A 19653-nucleotide genomic window follows, 5' to 3' on the forward strand; every position below is an offset into this window, starting at 1 on the left:
GAAACCCGCGGCGGTACGATGTCTCAGAAACTCTTGCAACGAACTTAATCAGAGATTTCTTCTCGCGCTCGGTCAGCTTGTCGCTCAGGTCAAGAGTTATTCCTTTTGAGATACTCATTTTTCACCTCATTTCATTTTCAATTCATCGTTTAATGGTGTGGACAGTGTGGACGGTGTGGACATCCCGCATGATTCCTTGACTCCCACTGTCCACAGTTAGAAAACCATAGTGTGGACAGTGTGGACGGCTCAATGGATCACCTCCCCACTGTCCACACTGTCCACACTCTCGGTTTCGTTGTGTGGACGGCCTCTATCCCGCATGGACTCTTGCCTGTCCACACCGTCCACACTGTCCACACTTAAAACTGACGCCTTGATACTGAAAACGGGGATGCGCTCGTTGTTCACTCTATTCGCCTCATTAGAATCAATTAAAAAACTGTCCGGACAGTCCGGACGGGTTGGACAGACCGCATAAACTCTGCCTTCCCGTCGTCCGGACACCTGATTTTAAAGTCCGGACATGTCCGGACGGTTGATTTCTCCTGCATCGCTGTCCGGACTGTCCGGACTAGCGGTTTCGTTGTCCGGACGGCCTGAACCCCGCATGTACTCTTGCCTGTCCGTGCCGTCCGGACTGTCCGGACTTAAAATAGAAGATTTGATACTGAAAACGGGGATTCGCTCGCCGTTAACTCTGATTCGGCTCTTATATTCGCGCCCCTGACGATGCAGCAGCCGCATTTCCATCAGCTCCTTGAGCGCTGCATTTTGATTGGCCCCGTTAAGCGCCTCCTTGAATGACTCCGGCGTAAAGTGATAAAAACCATCCCGAACCCATCCGGCCCTGTCTCGCGGTATATCGCCATCAAGACGCTCAAATCTGGAATCATTTTTAAGGATGAAATCCTGTATGGCGACGATGCCCCGCTCGGCGTCGGTGCTGGATGACTGACTACCACGCCAAACCTCGTAAGCAAAACGTGCAGCATTGAGTGCATCGCCCTCATTCCAGGGCAATAGCCCAATTCGGATTGCCAATTCGCCAGCGCAGGCAGCCAGCGCAAACCGCTTTCGGACGCGGCCTGCTTCCGGTGTCCTGGCTTCGCCGACCATGCTTTCCTCAAATGCCTTCCAGTGGTTGAGCATCATTTGCGTCCCATGCTCAATGAAAAGCGGCCCAACGTGGCCAAAATGACTCGCGCAAATATGCTTGATCGTGTCGGCTTCATCGGCGTCACGAAAAAGCGTAACTTGATCTATCGGTATATCCGCCAACCTGACGCGTTGCCCGCCACGTACTTTTTTGCCGCCTTCCTCGGCGTACTCTGACGCTGCCAGCTCGCCAGCACTCAGCACCATGACGCGCCATGATTTCGATTTTCTCAGCCCGCCACTAGTGGTGGAGCGCTTCCGCCCGGTCCCCGCCATGATGCGGTAGATCGTCCGTCCGAAATCTTTGGTATCGCTTTCGCCGATTTCATCGACGCAAAGCGGCAAATCGTTGAAGCATTCGGCGGTTGCCTCTAGCGCGTTATCGGTGGCATTCCATCGCTGGATGTAAGCCGTGCTCCCCCCGGCCATCTGCGGATCCGAGCCATCGCCCCAAACACTTGCTGCAGCTTGCAGCAGGGTGGTCTTGCCGTGCGAAGTCTGCCCATGGAAGTGAAAACCGCCCGCCTCAATCCCGGTGATAAACCTCATCGGCGCGGCTAGCGAAGCGGAGACGGAAAAAACGATGAGCGCCGAAGCATTTTTCAGGGCGGCTTGCCATTCATCAATCGACCCTTTCGATCCGAAGGCATCGGCGGCCGTCTGGATGTCCGGCGGCTGATAGATAATTTTTTCGCCAACCGGGTTGTTGATGGTCCCAGAAGGCAAAACAAACGCTCGGCCATTCCAGCCTGTGACGGTTGCTGATGTGAGTCTCTTTTTGGTGGCGAATGACGCCAGATATTGGAGAAGCTTACGTTCCTTTCCGGGTACAATTGGAAGCCCGCCGACTGACAGTAGTTGCGCCATCTCGTTGCCGCTTGAATGCAGCAGATTTGCCGACATCGCCATTTCGTGACGATGATTGTCGTGATCCAACCAAACAACAAGCCGCCCCCACGATTCTTTCTTACCGTCTCGGGATAAGGCATCTACCCAAACAGGCTTGTGTGCGATTTTTACCCATTCGGTTTTATCGTCCTTCCCTTCAACCGAGTAAGCCACGCCTCGATCCGTGCATTGCCATCCGTCAGGGGATGGGTACTTGGTTTTCCGCATGGCGGATTTTTTTCGGCCTTGCGCTTTCTCTAGCCGCTTTCTGGCCAATTCGTCTAATCTTTCCTTTTCGTCCAAATCATTTGTCATTTTGGCGGACTCCTGAAATTTTCATCGCGTTCTCGATTCGTGATACAGCCACCTCGATACGATCTAGGTCGTGGTCGCTGAACTCAGCGCCTTGCAAGAGCGTTTCCCCGGCGGCCATCAGCACCAGCGATTCGTAATGCAGCGCACGTAGCACATCGGATGCGTAGAACGCCGGTTTGATTCGCTTGGCCGGTTTTCCCGGCTCGGGTGGTCGTGGCGGGAACAAATCCCGGAGTTCCAACCCAAGCGCTTGGGTGATCTCGTGGATGCTGCATTCTGCGAAGCACTTCAATAAAATCCGCCCATCGTCGCCTTCGCGGATCGAAAGTGACGGCGATTTGTCATCATGGGCTGGGCATTTTGCGGTCCATCGGCCTTGGCCGGTCCGCTTCACTTTTTCGAGTCGCGGTAGGATCGTTTCGGCGGGGGATGTGGTGATGCTCATACGCCCACCTCCAGCATCCGCAACGATGCCCGAATCGACGCCCGAAGGTGCTCGTATGCGCGACACGTCCGACAAGGCGCGCCGTCCTGAAAACACGAGCAGGCTGGAAGAACTTTTTCGTAAGTGGCTGATTTAGAAGGGTTTTTTTCTTGCGATTTACGCAGAAAAACCTTGCGGCGGTGGTCGCCGTTGTGTAGAATAGTGTCTAGCATTCGCTAGCTCCTATGCATGCTATGCAACGCGAGTCTTGGCGAAGAGTGGCGTTGCGATTAAGATTGCCCCGGCCAATGAGCCGGGGCATTCGCGCTTCTGGCGTTCAGCTATCTGCGTTCAGCACGACCTTCAGAGCATCGACATTTGCGCCCACGAGTTCGCCCAATCCGGTAATCGTCCGACCATCCACCAGTTCGGTTTCGTCGGCGGCAATCCCGGCAGCAGTGGCAAGCCTGCCGATGGTCTCCAGTCGCCGTAAGATCGTCTCGACGGCGTCCATCCGCCCGACGTCTCCGTCGATGTCATGCGTTCCGATTAGCGCTCGCAGCAATTCCCGCGCGCGGTCTCGCTTGACGCGGTTTCGCAGGTTTTCCAAGTCTTCATCGTATGCACGGTTCATCGGGCACCTCCCTGCTGTAACTCGCCCTGCAAGTGCTCGCAAAGCGCCCGCCGGGCAAGCAAAAGCAAACCGCATGCAGCACGGGCAGCGCCACGATCAAACGCATGGTCGCGTAGATCGTCCTCTGCCGCTTGGACGGCAAGAATGCATCGCTTCAAGCAATCAAGGCGCTGCAGGTATGTATCCGAATAGACGGGGGTGGATTCGCCTGAAAAGGCGCGTTCGATTGTGGATGTGGTTTTGGTGGGCATGATTGCCTCCATACATTCAGAGTTTTTCGGTCGGCCACCATCAATAGGGTGGCCGGGTGTCACTCTCGGCTGCATGGAGCCGCCGCCATTATTCCCGCCGAAACGGTCTTGTATTCCTGGCTGTCCACCCGACCATAAAAACTGGCCGGTAAAATTTCCGGTAGGCAAGAAAAAACCGCCTGACGGGGCGGGGTATCCGCCATGCATTTTGAGAGTGTATTCAGAATAACCCCGCGCGCCGTCGAAGGTCAAGGGCATCAAGCAGCCACACCACGCCCGGCCAGCATATCCTCCTTAAGCTTTAAAGCCTGGTCCTTTGGCCACAACAGACGCCCCGTCGGCAGTTTGACGGGGCGCAAACCATAATAGCTGCCCTCAGTACAAAGCCGCCCTCGAACACTTGTGGGCTTGACGTGGAAAAGTTTCGCCAATTCGTCAGTAGTTATTTCGTTAATATCCAAAGCAAACTCCATAAACACGTTTTAATTCGATACGCGAATTATTAAATCACAAGACTTTTCTGCCTGACACCATACATGGATACCATCAAAAACCGGACATAAAAACGCCGAAAGCCTGAATAAATGCGGCCTCCAGCGTTTTGTCCACAGACTTATCCACTAAAAATGTGGATAACTTTGCATAATTATCTTTTGTGGTGTGAATAATCTGTGGATAACTTTTTGGTTAGTTATATGTTGTGATGTCTTGGTTTGTGTTGCGATAAGTTGAAATCATCAAAAGCAGGTATTGCGATACCTTGTTTTACGTTGTTTTTTATTGCAGCCGGGGGTGATTATCTTTCGTTTCCTATTAAGAAAAAAATTGTTTCCTATAAGTTAATTGTCGTCTTTACCGACAACTCGCAAGCCGGTTCCCCCGTCCTGAGGGTGCTCAATTCCGGCCTGCTCTAAAATCCATCCCTCGATTCTAGAATGCCAAAGTCGTAGCAGGTCCAGCGGTCGGCGGCGGTAATGTTTTTCGGCCAAGGCCGACGGTTTGTGTCCCATGATTTGCGCCACCACGCCCACGGGTGCTTCGGTCCATTCCGCCAGCGTCCCAAAGCTCCGCCTAAGTCCGTGCAGCGTCAGATGTGGAAGCCCCGCCCTTGCAAGCGCCTTGGAATGAGGGTGGTTCGGGGTGGCAAGCTTGCCGCTCGATGACGTGCCGGAATAGAAAACAAACTCGTTACGACGCGGCAAAGCATCCAGGACTTGCGCCAAGTAAGGCGTCAATGGGACGATCCGCTCGCCATCGATTTTGTCCTTCAGCGTCATCGATCGCCATTGGAAATCCACGTCCGCCCAACGCAAGCTCGCCATTTCCTCCCGCCGCGCCCCGGTCAGCAGCAGCGCTTGCAAGTAGGCGCTAACGGACGGATGGGGAATTTGCCGAACGGCATCGAACCATGTCCTAAGCTGTTCGCGCTGAAGGCAATCATCTTTTGTGCGGGGCTTCGGTACGGCTCGGCGAACATTCCCATTAAGCAAGGCGGCCACGTCCACAAGACCGCGATAGTCCGGGTGGGCGGTCGTCCAGTTCAGAAATGCCCGTAAAAGCCGAAATGCCCCAGCGGTGGAAGTCGGCCTAGTCCGTTTCTCTTGGTTCAGCCATTGCATCAACCCCTCCGGCGTCAGGTCTGCTAGCGCCTCGCCCCTCAGCGCCCACAATGGCCCGGCTTTCGTTTTCTGGCTGGTGCGCTCCCTGGGTTGTCCGGGGGGCTGCATCATCTTCTCGTGATCTCTGAGGGTTCGCGCGCTCCAGTCCTTTCGGCGGGCCTCGATGTAGGCGTCCCAAGCCTCGCCTAGCGTAACTTCCGCCCTCTCCTCCTCCTGGCGCTGGACCTCGGCTTCCAGTTCGCGCCGTCTCTTCTCTTCGCCGGGGTGAATGCCTGCATCCACCAGTGTCCGTAATCGCCGTGCCTCGGCGCGTGCCTGGGCAATGTCGAAAGCGTCCTGGCGGCCTATCCTGTAGCGTCCTGATTTGCCGCGAAGCGAGAATTTGAAGACGTAGGCACGCTTGTCATTTTTCGTGACGCGAAGCCCAAGCCCGGACACTTCGGCATCCCATAGGGTAGCCTCAGACTTCCCCGGCGGACATTTAAATTCGGCCACTCGACCGGCGGTGAATTTGACTCGATTGGTGTTTTTTCGACCGTTAGGCATGAATCCGTCATCCGTACCAGTTTTCTTGGTCCGGCTATGGTACGGCAAAACGCAAATTTTTAGGTGTTTTTTAGCATTCAAACATATTATCAGGATATTCTGATATATGGCCTAAATGACTGACTTTACAAGGAGAAATTCAGTAAAACCGGGGGGTGTGGAGGATTGCTTGGAATGAATAAATGATTCGTTGATCGGGGGTGGGATAAAAAAATTGGGGATGGGATTCGAACGGCGGCGAGACCAGCACGTGCGACAGGCGATCCTGCCGGCGTCCGTAAAGGGACAGGGCGTAGCCCAGATAGTAGCCCATGGTCTTGCGTCCGCCGGCGAGGGAAATATGCAGCGCGGCTTGCTTGTCTTCGGTCAGTCGGCGGACGGTGTCGACGACGAAATCGGCCGTTTGTTCGTTGTCCTTGGGGGTGCGAATGTCGGCGGCCGGCTGACCTTCCGCGTCGGGAATGGTCAGAATCCGGTCCGAATCGAAGGCGATGTGCGGCAGGTCGTATTCGCGGCATAGGCGATGAAACCAACCCGGCTCATCGGATAGGAGATGAAGCCGTGCATGCTCGGCGCCGGTGCGGGTGGTGATCAGGATGATCTCGGTGGGAATGAAAGCCGGTTCGCCTAGCACAGCGAGCGCGTACAGGGTTTCGGTCACTACTTGGGGCGACAAGCCGGTGACCGCTAGCAGGATTCGGCGTGGGTAGGTGTACGGTTGTTCCGGGTCAAAATTGATTGTTGGCTTATTATTCTGCAATTCCTTCATGCCACTTCCATTGGGACGCTCTGCCCTAAGGTTAGATGCATTCAGTCGATTTTTCCAATCCGGCAAGCTTGCAGAACGGGAGTAATCTTGCTGATTGGCTGACGCGGATCGTTGCCCAGGGTTGGATGTGGTCCCACGGGAGCTACCCTGCTGGAAGGGGATATGTGGCGGTTATTTTGGGTTGTCGGAATAGGTTATACGTTAGATCGGCTGAGCCGGTAATTGGTCTTAATCCCTTTTTCATCAGGTCAATTTCTCGAGAGCCAATAAAGCACGGAAGAAATACCTACGCGAACGTCTTAATCCCTTTTTCATCAGGTCAATTTCTCGAGCCAGAAAGGGGCGTTGGTTATCGTCGGCGGACGTGTCTTAATCCCTTTTTCATCAGGTCAATTTCTCGAGCTGACTGTTATTGTCAATTACCAGAGTAGGAGAAGTCTTAATCCCTTTTTCATCAGGTCAATTTCTCGAGCATGCCGACCTGTCCGGTGCCAATCTGACCTATGCGTCTTAATCCCTTTTTCATCAGGTCAATTTCTCGAGTGACAATGATGGTTAAGTATGCGCTGTTACATGGGGTCTTAATCCCTTTTTCATCAGGTCAATTTCTCGAGGAAACTTGGCCACAGTGAGTGGCGTGCAGAAATAGTCTTAATCCCTTTTTCATCAGGTCAATTTCTCGAGCTAGCAGATCTTTAACAATTGGGATAGCGTCGTCGTCTTAATCCCTTTTTCATCAGGTCAATTTCTCGAGGCTGGTAAAGCACCTCCATGCGTCCGGATTGGACGTCTTAATCCCTTTTTCATCAGGTCAATTTCTCGAGGCAGCGAGCTTAAGAAAGCGGTCGGCACGTTTAGGTCTTAATCCCTTTTTCATCAGGTCAATTTCTCGAGAGGAGAAAGAATCAACCGTGAGCGACCTGAACAAGGTCTTAATCCCTTTTTCATCAGGTCAATTTCTCGAGGGATCTCGTGCGCCTAGATAAATCTCCAAACCAAGGTCTTAATCCCTTTTTCATCAGGTCAATTTCTCGAGGAGACAGCGGCCATTGGGCCGCTAGCAGATCTTTGTCTTAATCCCTTTTTCATCAGGTCAATTTCTCGAGAAAGAAGACGCCTTTGGGGCGTTTTTAGATTACGAGTCTTAATCCCTTTTTCATCAGGTCAATTTCTCGAGAAACATCTCTGCGGAAACAGTCCATTCAACTCTGTCTTAATCCCTTTTTCATCAGGTCAATTTCTCGAGTGTTGCACATATCGATGACGGCTTTCGGCTCCAATGTCTTAATCCCTTTTTCATCAGGTCAATTTCTCGAGCGGCATAAACCAAGAGGAGAGAGAGATGAAGCAAGTCTTAATCCCTTTTTCATCAGGTCAATTTCTCGAGAGGGGCGTTGGTTATCGTCGGCGGACGTGCGCCAAGTCTTAATCCCTTTTTCATCAGGTCAATTTCTCGAGAGCACCCCCTAATTTTCTTTTTAAAGATCAACGCCTTACAAGGACCCTTGAAGAAATTTTTTGACGCCAAAAAGTTGACGCTCATCAATTGCCTCCATCGGCTTAAAATCTAGCATCCGATGTCTGTTTCTACAAGCGGGTTTCGGGAGTATTTGTGCTCGGACAGCGGTTCCACTTGGTATTTTCCCAACCCCATCACCGTACCCTTGCCCACGTGTAACCATTGGCCGGCGCTTAGCCAGGGCCAGAATGGAGCCAGGGCTTGTCCCTCCAGAATCACTTGTCCGAGCAGTCCCCCCATGTGCATTTCGGTTTTTTGGCGGTTGGAGTAGCGTTTCCAATCGAACCAGCGGAGTTCGGTGCGAAGCGGGGTGACGGATTTTGCTTGGTCGATTAATGTACGAAAATCGATTTCCAAGGGCGTATCGCCGTGAAAATAACAGAGGAGTGACAGGCGCCGAAGCAGGGCGGCGAGCAGGCCGCGGAAGCTGAAGTTTTCGACCCCCATGAGCCGATCCCGATAGCGGACTCGGAGCGGGGTATGGAAGGTCAGCACGCATTGTCCGTTGGGCGCGGGCGTTGGCGGCGGCGTTTGCGGGGACAGGGCGGTCAGGGGGTTGCCGCGGCGGTGGATTTCTTGCCATTCCGCGTTCGGTGTTGCTTGCTGTTCGACGCTTTCCAACTCGAAACGCCCCTTGCCGCCGCCGATGCCCAAGTCGCCGATCTTTTGCCAGGCATGAACGAGGTAGGGCAGACGGGCGTTGGCGTGGCCGATGAGGGTCAGATCCACGGAAAACGGTTCGCCCGCTTGATAACGCCCGCTGTTGGTGGCCTCGGGATGGATGATGAAGGGGTGGGGGGCGGCGGGGTATTTGCGCAGGATGTCGGCGTTCTCCGGCGGCGGGGTTTCGAAGATGTAGCTGTAGGCGCAGCTCCGCCACAACAGGCAGTCGCGGCAGTCGGGTTGACGGGTGACGCAGACCGACTTTTTCAGCGCGTGGCCGAAAGCGCCGCGCCAGGTGGAGCCGGCATAGCGGGGAAAGCTCAGTGGCGTCAGGGCGCGGCAGTGGAAACGGTAGTGGGCAAGAGGCAGCGGTAACATGCAATTCTCCTTTTGGATGCGGTCAGTCTACTTTTTTAATAGGTTAGTCGATCGCCGGGCAAGCTTGCCGCACTGGTCTCGGAGGAAGGATGCTAGGATAGCCTTTCGGCGACCGATTGCGAGGATTGCACGATGTTTTTGTTCAAGATCGTCTTTTTTGGGGCGCTCGGGTTGGTCCTGTTGGTGTCCCTGGGCGGCTGGGTGTTGGCTCGGACCGCCGCGCCCCCGTCGGGTCTGGGGGTGCGCGACGGCAAGCTGGCGCCGTGTCCGGACAGTCCCAATTGCGTTTCCAGCCAGGCCGATTCTTCCGATTCAGCGCATTATTTGCCGCCGATCGCATTTTCCGGCGATCCCGCTCGGGTCCGGGAACGTTTGCGTCAAGTATTGGAAAGTCGGCCGCGGGTGACCGTATTGCGCGACGAGTCCGACTATCTCTACGCCGAGTTCCGGTCCCGGTGGTTCGGTTTCGTCGACGATGTGGAATTCTGGATCGATCCGGAGGCGGGGCTGATGCATTTTCGTTCTGCTTCCCGGGTGGGCTACAGCGATCTGGGGGTGAATCGATCCCGGATGGAACGGATTCGCGATCTGTTGAAGCAGGATTGAGCGCCCGGCGGTCGTTGCCGACCGCCGAGATTGGGGTTCGTTCAGGCGGCCATCTGCCGGCAGGCGTCGGCGCATTTCCGGCAGCTTTCGGCGCATTTGAGGCAATGGTCGTGGTGGGTGTGCTCGGCGCACTGCTCGGCGCACCATTCACAAACTTCGGCACATAAGCGGCAGTATTCCTTCTCCCATTTGCTTTCGCGCGCCATGGCTTGGGCGCACAAAAGACACAGTTCCAAACATTCGCGGCAGCAGACGGGACAGTCGTTATGGCTTTTGAGTCCGGACATTTTGTACAGGCAGACTTCGCAAGCGATGGCGCATTCGAGGCAGAGACGGATACATTCGTCGCGGTTCATAATAACCTCCTCGTGATGGTCGTTTTGCGACGCTTGCAGTGTATACCCGTTCTCTGTATGGGGTAAACCGAATATCGTGGAATTGAATGTGAGATGGGAGGGTCCGAGAGAATGGGAACGGATTGAAATGGCTTGTATTGTTTGGTGGCAGCCCGCATTATTTGGTTCGAGGCAATGGGCTAAGAGTGTTTATTCTCCATGTTTCGTCAGATTTTGAAAATGTTTACCGTGGTGGTGGGGGTCAGCCTGGTGTGTTCACTGATGGTCACCAGCGCCGCGGTGCTGCTCGCCGAGCGTCAAGCACACAATGCGCGCGTCAATCAGATCGATCATCTCATGGATGTGGCGGGTGTTTCCGGGATCGGTGAGGATGCCTTGGAACTCTATCGAAGCCATGTGGAAGCGATGCTGGTGGATTTGGATACCGGCCGTCCGGTGGATCCGGAGGCGGTGGGGATCACCGAATTGGTGTCCTACGACATCCCCATCATGGCGCACGATCCTCGCTACGGCGAGCCAATTCCGGCCGATCGGGACATCGCCGGCATCAAGCGGCGGCCCCGCTACATGCCCGTCTATAAAGTCCGGCGGAAGCAGGGAGGCGACTGGCTGATCCTGCCCATTTACGGCCGTGGCCTGTGGTCCACCTTGTATGGGTACTTGGCGTTGGAGCAGGATTTGGTCACCGTCGCCGGCATTACCTTTTATCAGCACCAGGAAACGCCGGGCTTGGGCGGGCAGGTGGATAATCCCGCCTGGAAGGCTCAGTGGCGGGGTAAAGCGATTTATGACGAGCAGGGCCGATTGGCGATTCAAGTGATCAAAGGAACGGTGGACGAGGGCGGCCCCCGGGCCGAGTATCGCGTGGACGGCCTGAGCGGGGCCACCTTGACCACCCGGGGGGTCAACGATTTGGTCCGCTACTGGCTCGGCCCGCACGGTTACCGGCCGTTCCTGGAATGGATGCGTTCGCGGATGAATACGGAGTCTTGAGCTTTATGGAAGCCAGCGAAGTGTTGACGACTCAGTTGCAGCAGTGGACGGATTTCCTGGCCGCGTTGTGGTCGGAGCACGGTTTCTTGATCGGCTTGGGGGTGGGGGTCTTCATCGCCATCGTGGTGGCATTGACCACGCTGATTTCCATCGCGCAGGCATTCCTGGTGCCCAAGGGAGAAGCCAAGATCCTCATCAACGACGACCGGGAACTGGAAGTGCCGATGGGCAATAAGCTGCTGCAGGCGCTGGCGGCGCAGGGGATTCAGTTGCCGTCGGCCTGCGGCGGCAAGGGGATGTGCGGCGAGTGTAGGGCGATCATCGAGGAGGGCGCCGGACCGCCGCTACCGACCGAACGGGACAACCTGGGGCGGGCGATGATTCGACAGGGCTATCGCTTGACCTGTCAGGTGAAGGTCAAGGACGACATCGAGATGGTGATTCCGCCGGAGATTCTGGGGACCCATACCTGGAAGGCCACCGTCCGCAGCAATCGCAATCTGACGCCGCTGATCAAGGAGCCGGTGTTGGACTTGCCCGAGCCCGCCATGCGTTTCATGGCCGGGCAATACCTGTTGTTGGAGGTGCCGCCGCACCGTCTCGCTTTCCGGGATTTCGACATCGACGAGGCGTTTCACGAGGAATGGGACGGATTCGATTGGTGGCGCTACGAGTCCCGGCTGAAACAAGCCACCACCCGCTCCTATTCCATGGCCAACTATCCGGAGGAAGGCAATATCGCCATCCTCAACGTGCGCCTCGCCCTGCCGCCGAAGGACCCGCCGGGGATTTCGCCGGGCAAGGTGTCCTCCTATGTGTTTTCCCTCAAGCCGGAGCAGAAAATCAAGGTTTCCGGCCCTTACGGGGATTTCAACGTGCGCGAAGGCGACGGCGAAATGATCTTCGTCGGCGGCGGGGCGGGGATGGCGCCGCTTAGATCGATGATTCTGGATCAGCTCGAACGCGTGCAGACGCGGCGCGAAATCTCCTATTGGTACGGGGCGCGAGGATTGCGGGAGCTGTTCTACGCGGATCTGTTCGAGGAATTGGCCGAGCAGCACGACAATTTTTCTTGGCATGTGGCGCTCTCGGAGCCCCGTCCGGAGGACCATTGGGACGGCCCGACCGGGTTTATCCATCAGGTGTTGTTCGATCGCTATCTGAAGGATCACCCGGCCCCGGAGGATTGCGACTACTATCTCTGCGGTCCGCCCCCGATGCTCAAGGTGTTGTTGAAAATGCTCGATGAACTCGGAGTGGATGGGGAAAATATCTTTTTCGACGATTTCGGCGGTTAATAGGGGCGGACCTGAGTGTCCGCCCCGAGGCTCTCAGTTGCGAGGCGCGAACCAGCGAACGGCGGGATGGTCCGGGTTCTCCTCTTCGGGCTTTTGCAGCCACGATTCCAGAGATTCGCCCGTAAAGCGGGCCTGAATGCCCATGGTCAGCCGGATCAGCAAAAACGCGGTGGATAGCAGGGTCCAGAGGATGACCGCTTCCAGCCCCAGATCCGGCCTTCCGGCGACAAATCCCAGGGAGAGCAGGATCAAGCACGGATTGCGGCGGGCGGTGATCAGGCGGGAGATGGAATCCACGGGTCGCCAGCTGAAAATCCCGAAACGGCCCAGGAAACGCTTGAACAAGCCTTCGACGGCGCGTCCTCCCACGTAGCCCGCCAGCAGGATATAAAAACCTCCCGGAACCGATGTTTTCAGCAAGGCCGGTTCGTAGAACGCCAGGCCCAACCCCCATGCCAGATACCAGAAGGGCGGATGGACGATATCCAGGATATGATCGAGATAATGGCCCAATTTGCTGGAATCCAAGGTCACTCGGGCTAGCTTGCCGTCCACGGTATCCAGGAAGGTCATGAGCCAGCCGGCGAGCAGTCCCCATCCCAATTGGCCGGCAAAAAACAGCCCGGTGGCCGCGATCACCAAAACCCAACTGAAGGCGGTCACGTGGTTGGGACGGATGCCGAGTTTGACGCAGCCGCGCACGACTTGCTCCGCCGGACGCGGCCAGACCCATTTGGTGATCAAGTCGGTAACGCCCTTATAGGCTTCATTGAAAAGATGGTGTTCCAATGGGCGGACGTTTGCGGGGGTGATTTCGAGCGCGAAAGGCGGGCTGGCTTTTCGCAGTTTATTGTGGAAAGATGAAGCGGCCTGCGCCGGCGTGAGCGTTCGAATATCGGCAGGGAGTGGGGTTTCACCCGTCAGGATGGGTATTAACTCTGAGACTTCGGCGCCGTTTGTCATGGCGGCAACGGGCCTGCCGTCAGCTTTCAGCACCGCCCGGCCGCTTTTTATCAATCCTTGGATGATCCTTTCGTCCAGCAAGTAGTCGGCACGGAGCAATAAAACCCGGTCGTTCCGCTCGATTCGTGATAGATCGGTGACGGCTTGCCAGTCTTCCTGCCGAGTCAGAATGCGTTCGAGCCGTTCCCGGGTGGTCAACCCCCAAATGGAAGCGACCTCCTCGCCAATCAAGTAAAAATAATGACTGCTCATGTGGGTGATTTATTTTGTTTTAGAGTTGGATTTCAGTTATCAGATCAAAACAAAGCTTAAAAATTGCCGAGCCGCAACAAATATGTAATTTTTTGGCTGATTTTATTGCCGGTTTGCGCCCTTTTCGAGATAATCTTAATCAATCCGTAAGAATTATTTGCTAGCGCGAAGCGGGTGTTTTAGGGCAAGCCGAGAGCAGGTGGGCCTTTCCCGGATCTTGGTATCCGGATCGGCAAACGCCAGCTAAATTTTGGAAGCCATTCCGATTTTTTAAAAATACCTTTAAAAGGATAACGGTTATATGAAAGCGATCATTCTGAGTGCTGGGCAGGGGAGTCGTTTGTTGCCCCTGACCGCCGATACTCCGAAATGCACCTTGCGCCTGCATGGAAAGTCTATCCTAGAGTGGCAGATCGATACATTGCAAGCGGGCGGTATCGAAGAAGTGGTAGTGGTCACCGGCTACCGGGCGGACAAAGTGGAGAAGCTGGTGTCTCGCCGCTATTCCCCGCAGCAGGTTCGTACGGTCTTCAACCCTTTTTACGATGTCGCCGACAACCTGGCCAGTTGTTGGATTGCGCGCGACGAGATGAAAGGGGAATTTATCTTGTTGAACGGCGACACCCTCTTCGAAACCGCTGTTATGCATCAGTTATTAGAGGCGCCGGCGGAACCGATCGTCCTGGCGAAGGACCACAAATCGCATTACGATACCGATGATATGAAGATCGTTCAGGAAGAGGGTCGTTTGCGCGCCATCGGCAAGAAGCTTTCCTTGGAATCGGTTAACGGGGAATCCATCGGTATGATTCGTTTTCTACCGGCAGGTGCGCGTTTGTTTCGCGGCGCCATCGAGCAATGCATGTATTCCGCCGAGTCGTTGAACCGCTGGTACCTCTCCGTGATCGGCCAATTGGCTGCCGAGCATGGATGTGTCTGGACGCAATCGATTCACGGGCTCCAGTGGGCGGAAGTGGATTATCCCCTGGATTACAAACATGCGGGCGAATTGGTTCGAGAATGGTCGGATCCCGCGCAAGCGAGTCAAAAAGAGTCCACCTTGTCCGCCGGTTAGTCTCCTTTCCTTCCAAATTTCCAGCCTGCCCGGAGCTTGCCGAAAGCGTTTCCCGCTTTCGGCAAGCTCCATTTAAATACTTCGATCTCGAAAGCACACCGCTTTGCCTTAGAGCTTGTTTACAAATCCGAAAAGGCGGGTATCGGGCGTTCGTCCGAAGGGCGTACTCGGTCGGGATGGCCGAGTCCCGAGCGTCCAGGGACGGACTTGCAGCGACCCTGAGGACGAATGGCCGATATCCCACAGCAATTGTAAACAAGCTCTTAGCTCGACTTTCCCCATTATGCGGCATAGCACATTATCTCGATACAGCGGGTCAGTAATGGGTTGGGATTTTTTTCCACGTCGGTGGCTGGCGGCGACCTGGAAAAAAGGTGTGCACTCCACAGGTGACGGCGTACCAAGGCCAACGCATCGATAAAGGTCGGGTGAGTTTTGCGATACCAGGCAGCGGTACGCACCGGCATCGCCTGGTTGGCGACCAGCCGATCGGCCATGAGGGTGACCAGGGAGAACAAGCCGAGCAGGATGGGCGTGGTCCGGGCGATCGCCCGCCTTGACCATTGGCGCTGCGTTTCCAGTCCCAAGTGGGCACGGGTTTCTTCGAAGGTGACCTCGACCTGCCAACGGCGGATAAACCACTGGACGATCTCTGTCGGCGCGGCCTTCGGATCCGTGCACAACAGCGCTTGGGCCTGGAAGCGCTGGAGCGGATCGCGGATCAGCACCCAACGGAGCGGTACGGGCGGTTTGCCCGCGTGGTACCACACCGCCGTGCCCGAGGCGATTTCCACCGGGCGGTCGGATTCGCCATACCACCGCGCAACGGTCAAGCGTTGCCAACGGGTCGCCGGGTCGGCGGCCACTTGCGCCAGCGTGGGGAGCCGTTTCCCTTTTTTGCGCGGTCGACCAGAGCGGCCCGGTCGCGGCGGCGGGGCCGGTTCGTACAACGCCGCATCCAACCGCAGCCGGGTCACGACACTGAACCGGTCCCCGGTCACAGCCGCCAATAGATCCAAGGCCGCAAAGCTCTGATCGGCGACCACCACGATCGAGCGGGTGGGCAACCAGCGCCGGACCATCCGCAAGAGCTGCCGGGCCCGCTCGGTCAAGGATCGATGCGCACGCCGATAGCGCCGATAGTAGCGCTCCGAGGGGCATAGCGAGGTCAGAAAAGGAAGCGCCCAAACCCGATGGGCCCAAGGGATCGGCACCAACAGCATCAGGCTCAACCAGCGCAGGCCGCTGGCTTTCACAAAATGCCCCCGGCTGGAGCGGACCGGGTCCCGGTAGATCCCCCGAGCACCAATCTTGCGCCCCCACCGTCGCTCAATCGTGTCATCCAATCCCATCACCAAGGGTCCCTGCCAGGCAAACGCCTGGATTAACAGCCCCAACAACAGGCGACTGCTGGCCAGCCCAGACCACCGCGCCCGGCTGAGCACCCGATGGTAGTTCTTGAACCGTCGCTCCTCGCCGAGCCCCATCACCCGAAGCACTGCCGCCACCGTGCGTCGACCAGGCGTGAGGATCGCACCTATCAGTAACACTTGCGCCCGTTGCCATACCCTTTTGCTGAACAGCGGTGCAAACACCTTTATAATCGACAAGACGTCGGGAGGTAATCCGCCCATCTGAAGAACCTCTTTTTGGTCGAAGATGATTCTTCATAGGTGGTTATCTCCCGGCCCTTATACAACCCCTCAAATGGGGAAAGTCGAGCTTAGCTTTGTTGATATTGGTATGATTTTTGGGAGTGAGTGGGTGTCAACAGGTGCCTAATTTATTGGCTGGCCATGCTTGGGCACATTACTCAATTGATCTTAACCTGGTCTGTCTTTATAGAGCCGCCGTGGAAATGTTTCACGTGAAACATAATCGTCCAGACGGTTTCACGTCTCCTCGAATGTTTCACGTGAAACATTCGTCGGACCATAATCATGCTAGGAAGCGATTCAAGCGCCGCAGAGAACGCCTACGGGAGTGCGGGAGGAAGCGTAAAAAGAGGGCTTGCTAAACCCTTCTTTAATCGGGAAGGTTTTCCAGTGCCCGTAGCGCGCGAGAGTGAATGTCTCCGAAACCGCCGTTACTCATAAACAACCAATGATCGCCCGGCCGGGCGAGTTTAAGTAGGGCATCCAGCAGGTCGTCCAGGTTGTGAAAGACCTTTAGGGCGGGGTGCTCGGCGGTGAGGGTTTCGGCGTTCCAACCCAGATCGGGCGGCGCGTAGACGAAGGCCATGTCGGCCGTGGAAAACGAGGAAGCCAGGGTATGGGAATGAACGCCCAGGCGCATGGTGTTGGAGCGGGGCTCTAGAATGGCGAACAAGCGTTGATTGCGAATGCGGGCGCGGAGTCCCTGGAGTGTGGTGGCGATGGCGGTGGGATGGTGGGCGAAGTCATCATAAACCGAAACGCCGGCGACTTCGCCGCGCAGCTCCAGACGCCGTTTCACACTTTCGAAACGATTCAGGGCGGCGGCGGCCGTGCTCGGATCGATGCCTGCGTGATGGGCGGCGGCGACCGCCGCCAGGGCGTTGCTGACGTTGTGGCGGCCGCTGAGAGGCCAGTCCACCGGAGCGATCGATTCCTTGCCGCGATAAACCTGGAAGCGGCTGCCGTCCTCGGCGAGCAGGCGAGCGTGCCAGCCGCTGTTTTCAACCAGGCCGAAATGTTCCACCGGCGTCCAACAACCCCGATCGAGCACTTGTGCCAGATTGGCGTCGCCTGCCGCGGCGATGATTCGGCCATTGCCCGGCACGGTCCGGATCAGGTGGTGGAACTGGGTTTGAATGGCGGCCAGATCGGGGAAGATGTCGGCGTGATCGAATTCCAGATTGTTGAGAATGGCGGTGCGGGGGCGGTAATGGATGAATTTGGAGCGTTTGTCGAAAAAGGCGGTGTCGTATTCGTCCGCCTCCACCACGAAGAAGGGCGCATTTCCCAGGCATGCGGAGCGTCCGAAGTTCTGAGGAATGCCCCCGATGAGATAGCCCGGGGATTTCCCCGTTGCTTCCAGAATCCAGGCGAGCATGGAGGCGGTGGTGGTCTTGCCGTGGGTGCCGGCGACGCCCAGCACCCAGCGATCCCGCAGGATGGTCTCGGCCAACCACTGGGGGCCGGAAGTGTAGGGCATTCCCCGATCGAGCACCGCTTCCAGTTCAAGATTGCCGCGAGACAAGGCGTTGCCGACGATAACCAGATCGGGGTTGGTGTCGAGATTGGTCGGGTCGTAATGATGAAGCTGGATGGCCTGGGCTTCCAGTTGCGTGCTCATGGGCGGGTAGACGTTGCGGTCGGAGCCGCTGACATGAAAGCCCATTTCACGGGCGAGCAAGGCCAGCCCGCCCATGAAGGTGCCGCAGATGCCGAGTATGTGGATATGCATGGCGCTATGGTACCGGAAGGCGGTTTATTTTTCCTCTTGAGGGGCCGGCTTTTGCGCGTCCGGCTCCTTCGCTGGCGGAGCCGGGTTTTTTTGGGCGCCGGCCGCTTTAAGCAAGCGAATGATGACCCGGTTGCCCGACTGCTCGGCTTTGCTCAAAACCGATTGTCCGCTGGAGTCTCGGGCATTGACGTCGGCACCGGCCGCCAACAGCAATTCCACCACCCGTGGCCAGCCGCCGGCGACCGCATCCATCAAGGGGGTGATGCCGCGATTGTCCGCCGCATTGACGTCGGCACCGTAGCCCAAAAGCAGCCGCACGGTATGTTCGTTGCCGAAGAAGGCCGCGCCCATCAGGGCGGTCCGCCCGCCGGCAAGTTCGGTGTCCACCGGCACCCCCTGGCTCAAAACCGCTTGGACTAGGGCGGTTCTGCCCTGACTGGCGGCGGCGAACAGATCGTCGGCCGGTTCGGCGGCGTGGGGCGGGGGGGCGAGCAGGCATAGGAAAAGTGCGGTCGCGCCGCGATTGGGAAAATAGAACACCCGAGCCATCTGGATCGTCGTAGAAGTGAAACTTGTCAAACAGTATAGCGGCGGGTGAGCGCTTAAAGGAAAATAAAAAACCGACTCCAAACTTGCTTTGAGGTGGGCGATGCGGTACAAGATCAGGCTTTTTAAAGAGGGGGCGTCGCCACCAGGGCGGAGGCTCTCTCAAAGTGAAAGGAGTACCATCTATGGCGCATTATGCCATCGGAGATATCCAGGGGTGTTTCTTCGAGTTGCAGCAACTGCTGGATAAGATCAACTTCGATCCGGCGACGGATCAACTTTGGTTCGCCGGGGATCTGGTCAACCGGGGGCCTCATTCCTTGGAGACCCTCCGCTTCGTGAAGGCATTGGGCGATCGGGCCGTCAGCGTGCTGGGGAACCACGATTTGCACCTATTGGCGCTGGCTTACGGTCAGTCGTCTAAGGGGCGGCGGGGTTTGGCCGACGTGCTGGAGGCTCCGGACCGGGATGATTTGATCGACTGGCTGCGCCACCGCCCCCTGTTTCACCACAACGAACGGTTTTGCCTGGTACACGCCGGGTTGCCGCCCCAGTGGGATATCGATACCGCCATCCATTGTGCCCGCGAGGTGGAAGCGGTGCTGCAAGGGGACGAGGTGGAAGTCTTCATGGGGCAGATGTACGGCAACGAGCCCAACCTTTGGTCGGAAGACTTGGCGGGCTGGGATCGCTTACGTTACATCGTCAATTGCCTTACCCGCTTGCGTTATTGCGACTCGGAGGGGCGGCTGGCCTTGGAGCCTTCCGGTCCCCCCGAGGATCAACCGCAATTGATTCCCTGGCTACGTTTTCCGGGGCGCAAGAGCGAGGACCGCGAAATCGTATTCGGACATTGGTCCACGCTCGGGTTTGTGGCGGAAAACGGCTGTTACGGGATCGACACCGGTTGCCTGTGGGGCGGTCAACTGACCGCGCTCCGGTTGGACGGGGATATGTATCGGGTAAGCATCGATTGCCCCCGCCATTGCCAGCCGGGTTGAAAAGCGGATTGA

General features: G+C 56.6%; 17 protein-coding genes and 1 CRISPR repeat array. Of the genes, 5 read left to right on the forward strand and 12 right to left on the reverse strand.

All coding sequences use genetic code 11. The features are described from left to right. Positions 1-513: 513 nt before the first annotated feature. From H035_RS0100965 to cas6, 7 genes are all read right to left on the reverse strand, one after another. A complete protein-coding gene (locus tag H035_RS0100965) occupies positions 514-2361 on the reverse strand; it encodes a DUF927 domain-containing protein (protein ID WP_022947144.1) in 1848 nt (615 codons plus the stop codon). Next, entirely contained in the window at positions 2351-2806 is a 456-nt protein-coding gene (locus H035_RS0100970; RefSeq protein ID WP_022947145.1) for a virulence-associated protein E, read from the reverse strand. The genes H035_RS0100965 and H035_RS0100970 overlap by 11 nt, the downstream gene beginning before the upstream one ends. 316 nt (positions 2807-3122) lie before the next feature. Then, positions 3123-3419, reverse strand: coding sequence for a hypothetical protein (locus tag H035_RS0100975; protein WP_022947146.1), 297 nt, complete (start codon positions 3417-3419; stop codon positions 3123-3125). Further along, positions 3416-3670: a hypothetical protein gene (locus tag H035_RS21640; RefSeq protein ID WP_152485940.1), complete on the reverse strand. Its 255-nt coding sequence runs from the start codon at positions 3668-3670 to the stop codon at positions 3416-3418. Before H035_RS21640 ends, H035_RS0100975 begins: the two co-directional genes overlap by 4 nt. Positions 3671-4509: 839 nt before the next feature. Next, positions 4510-5835 (reverse strand): tyrosine-type recombinase/integrase, encoded by a 1326-nt coding sequence (locus H035_RS0100990; protein ID WP_022947149.1) that lies wholly within the window; start codon positions 5833-5835, stop codon positions 4510-4512. A gap of 139 nt (positions 5836-5974) precedes the next feature. Further along, on the reverse strand, positions 5975-6604 hold the full coding sequence (csm6, locus tag H035_RS17610) for a CRISPR-associated ring nuclease Csm6 (protein ID WP_022947150.1): 630 nt from the start codon (positions 6602-6604) through the stop codon (positions 5975-5977). A gap of 225 nt (positions 6605-6829) precedes the next feature. Further along, positions 6830-8062: direct repeats of the CRISPR family, unit length 36 nt; unit sequence GTCTTAATCCCTTTTTCATCAGGTCAATTTCTCGAG. A gap of 109 nt (positions 8063-8171) precedes the next feature. Then, entirely contained in the window at positions 8172-9164 is a 993-nt protein-coding gene (gene cas6 / locus H035_RS0101005; protein ID WP_022947151.1) for a CRISPR system precrRNA processing endoribonuclease RAMP protein Cas6, read from the reverse strand. Between the two features lie 132 nt (positions 9165-9296). Between cas6 and H035_RS0101010 the strand changes: the two genes are divergently transcribed. After that, positions 9297-9770, forward strand: coding sequence for a DUF1499 domain-containing protein (locus tag H035_RS0101010; protein ID WP_022947152.1), 474 nt, complete (start codon positions 9297-9299; stop codon positions 9768-9770). A gap of 41 nt (positions 9771-9811) precedes the next feature. Here H035_RS0101010 and H035_RS0101015 read toward each other — a convergent pair whose 3' ends face one another. Then, on the reverse strand, positions 9812-10126 hold the full coding sequence (locus H035_RS0101015; RefSeq protein WP_022947153.1) for a four-helix bundle copper-binding protein: 315 nt from the start codon (positions 10124-10126) through the stop codon (positions 9812-9814). A gap of 198 nt (positions 10127-10324) precedes the next feature. Here H035_RS0101015 and H035_RS0101020 point away from each other — a divergent pair, with 198 nt between their 5' ends. Continuing rightward, a complete protein-coding gene (locus tag H035_RS0101020; protein ID WP_022947154.1) occupies positions 10325-11119 on the forward strand; it encodes a Na(+)-translocating NADH-quinone reductase subunit C in 795 nt (264 codons plus the stop codon). A gap of 5 nt (positions 11120-11124) precedes the next feature. Then, positions 11125-12417: an NADH:ubiquinone reductase (Na(+)-transporting) subunit F gene (gene nqrF / locus H035_RS0101025; protein ID WP_022947155.1), complete on the forward strand. Its 1293-nt coding sequence runs from the start codon at positions 11125-11127 to the stop codon at positions 12415-12417. A 33-nt stretch (positions 12418-12450) separates the two neighbouring features. On the opposite strand, the gene H035_RS0101030 is transcribed toward nqrF, so the two are convergent. Further along, positions 12451-13632, reverse strand: coding sequence for a CDP-alcohol phosphatidyltransferase family protein (locus H035_RS0101030; RefSeq protein ID WP_022947156.1), 1182 nt, complete (start codon positions 13630-13632; stop codon positions 12451-12453). A gap of 301 nt (positions 13633-13933) precedes the next feature. Here H035_RS0101030 and H035_RS17615 point away from each other — a divergent pair, with 301 nt between their 5' ends. Next, positions 13934-14707, forward strand: coding sequence for a phosphocholine cytidylyltransferase family protein (locus H035_RS17615; protein ID WP_022947157.1), 774 nt, complete (start codon positions 13934-13936; stop codon positions 14705-14707). Between the two features lie 281 nt (positions 14708-14988). Here the strand turns inward: H035_RS17615 and H035_RS0101040 are convergent, their stop codons facing one another. The 3 genes from H035_RS0101040 to H035_RS0101050 all read right to left on the reverse strand — a co-directional run bounded on the left by H035_RS0101040 (position 14989) and on the right by H035_RS0101050 (position 18643). Next, entirely contained in the window at positions 14989-16341 is a 1353-nt protein-coding gene (locus H035_RS0101040; protein WP_026596123.1) for an IS701 family transposase, read from the reverse strand. A 391-nt stretch (positions 16342-16732) separates the two neighbouring features. Beyond that, positions 16733-18094 (reverse strand): UDP-N-acetylmuramate:L-alanyl-gamma-D-glutamyl-meso-diaminopimelate ligase, encoded by a 1362-nt coding sequence (gene mpl, locus H035_RS0101045; protein ID WP_022947159.1) that lies wholly within the window; start codon positions 18092-18094, stop codon positions 16733-16735. Between the two features lie 24 nt (positions 18095-18118). Further along, the gene (locus H035_RS0101050) at positions 18119-18643 is read right to left on the reverse strand and encodes an ankyrin repeat domain-containing protein (RefSeq protein WP_051149716.1); all 525 of its coding nucleotides are present in this window, start codon (positions 18641-18643) and stop codon (positions 18119-18121) included. A gap of 182 nt (positions 18644-18825) precedes the next feature. Here H035_RS0101050 and H035_RS0101055 point away from each other — a divergent pair, with 182 nt between their 5' ends. Next, positions 18826-19641 (forward strand): symmetrical bis(5'-nucleosyl)-tetraphosphatase, encoded by an 816-nt coding sequence (locus tag H035_RS0101055; protein WP_022947160.1) that lies wholly within the window; start codon positions 18826-18828, stop codon positions 19639-19641. Positions 19642-19653 lie beyond the last annotated feature (12 nt).

Source organism: Methylohalobius crimeensis 10Ki (assembly GCF_000421465.1).
Classification (GTDB): domain Bacteria; phylum Pseudomonadota; class Gammaproteobacteria; order Methylococcales; family Methylothermaceae; genus Methylohalobius; species Methylohalobius crimeensis.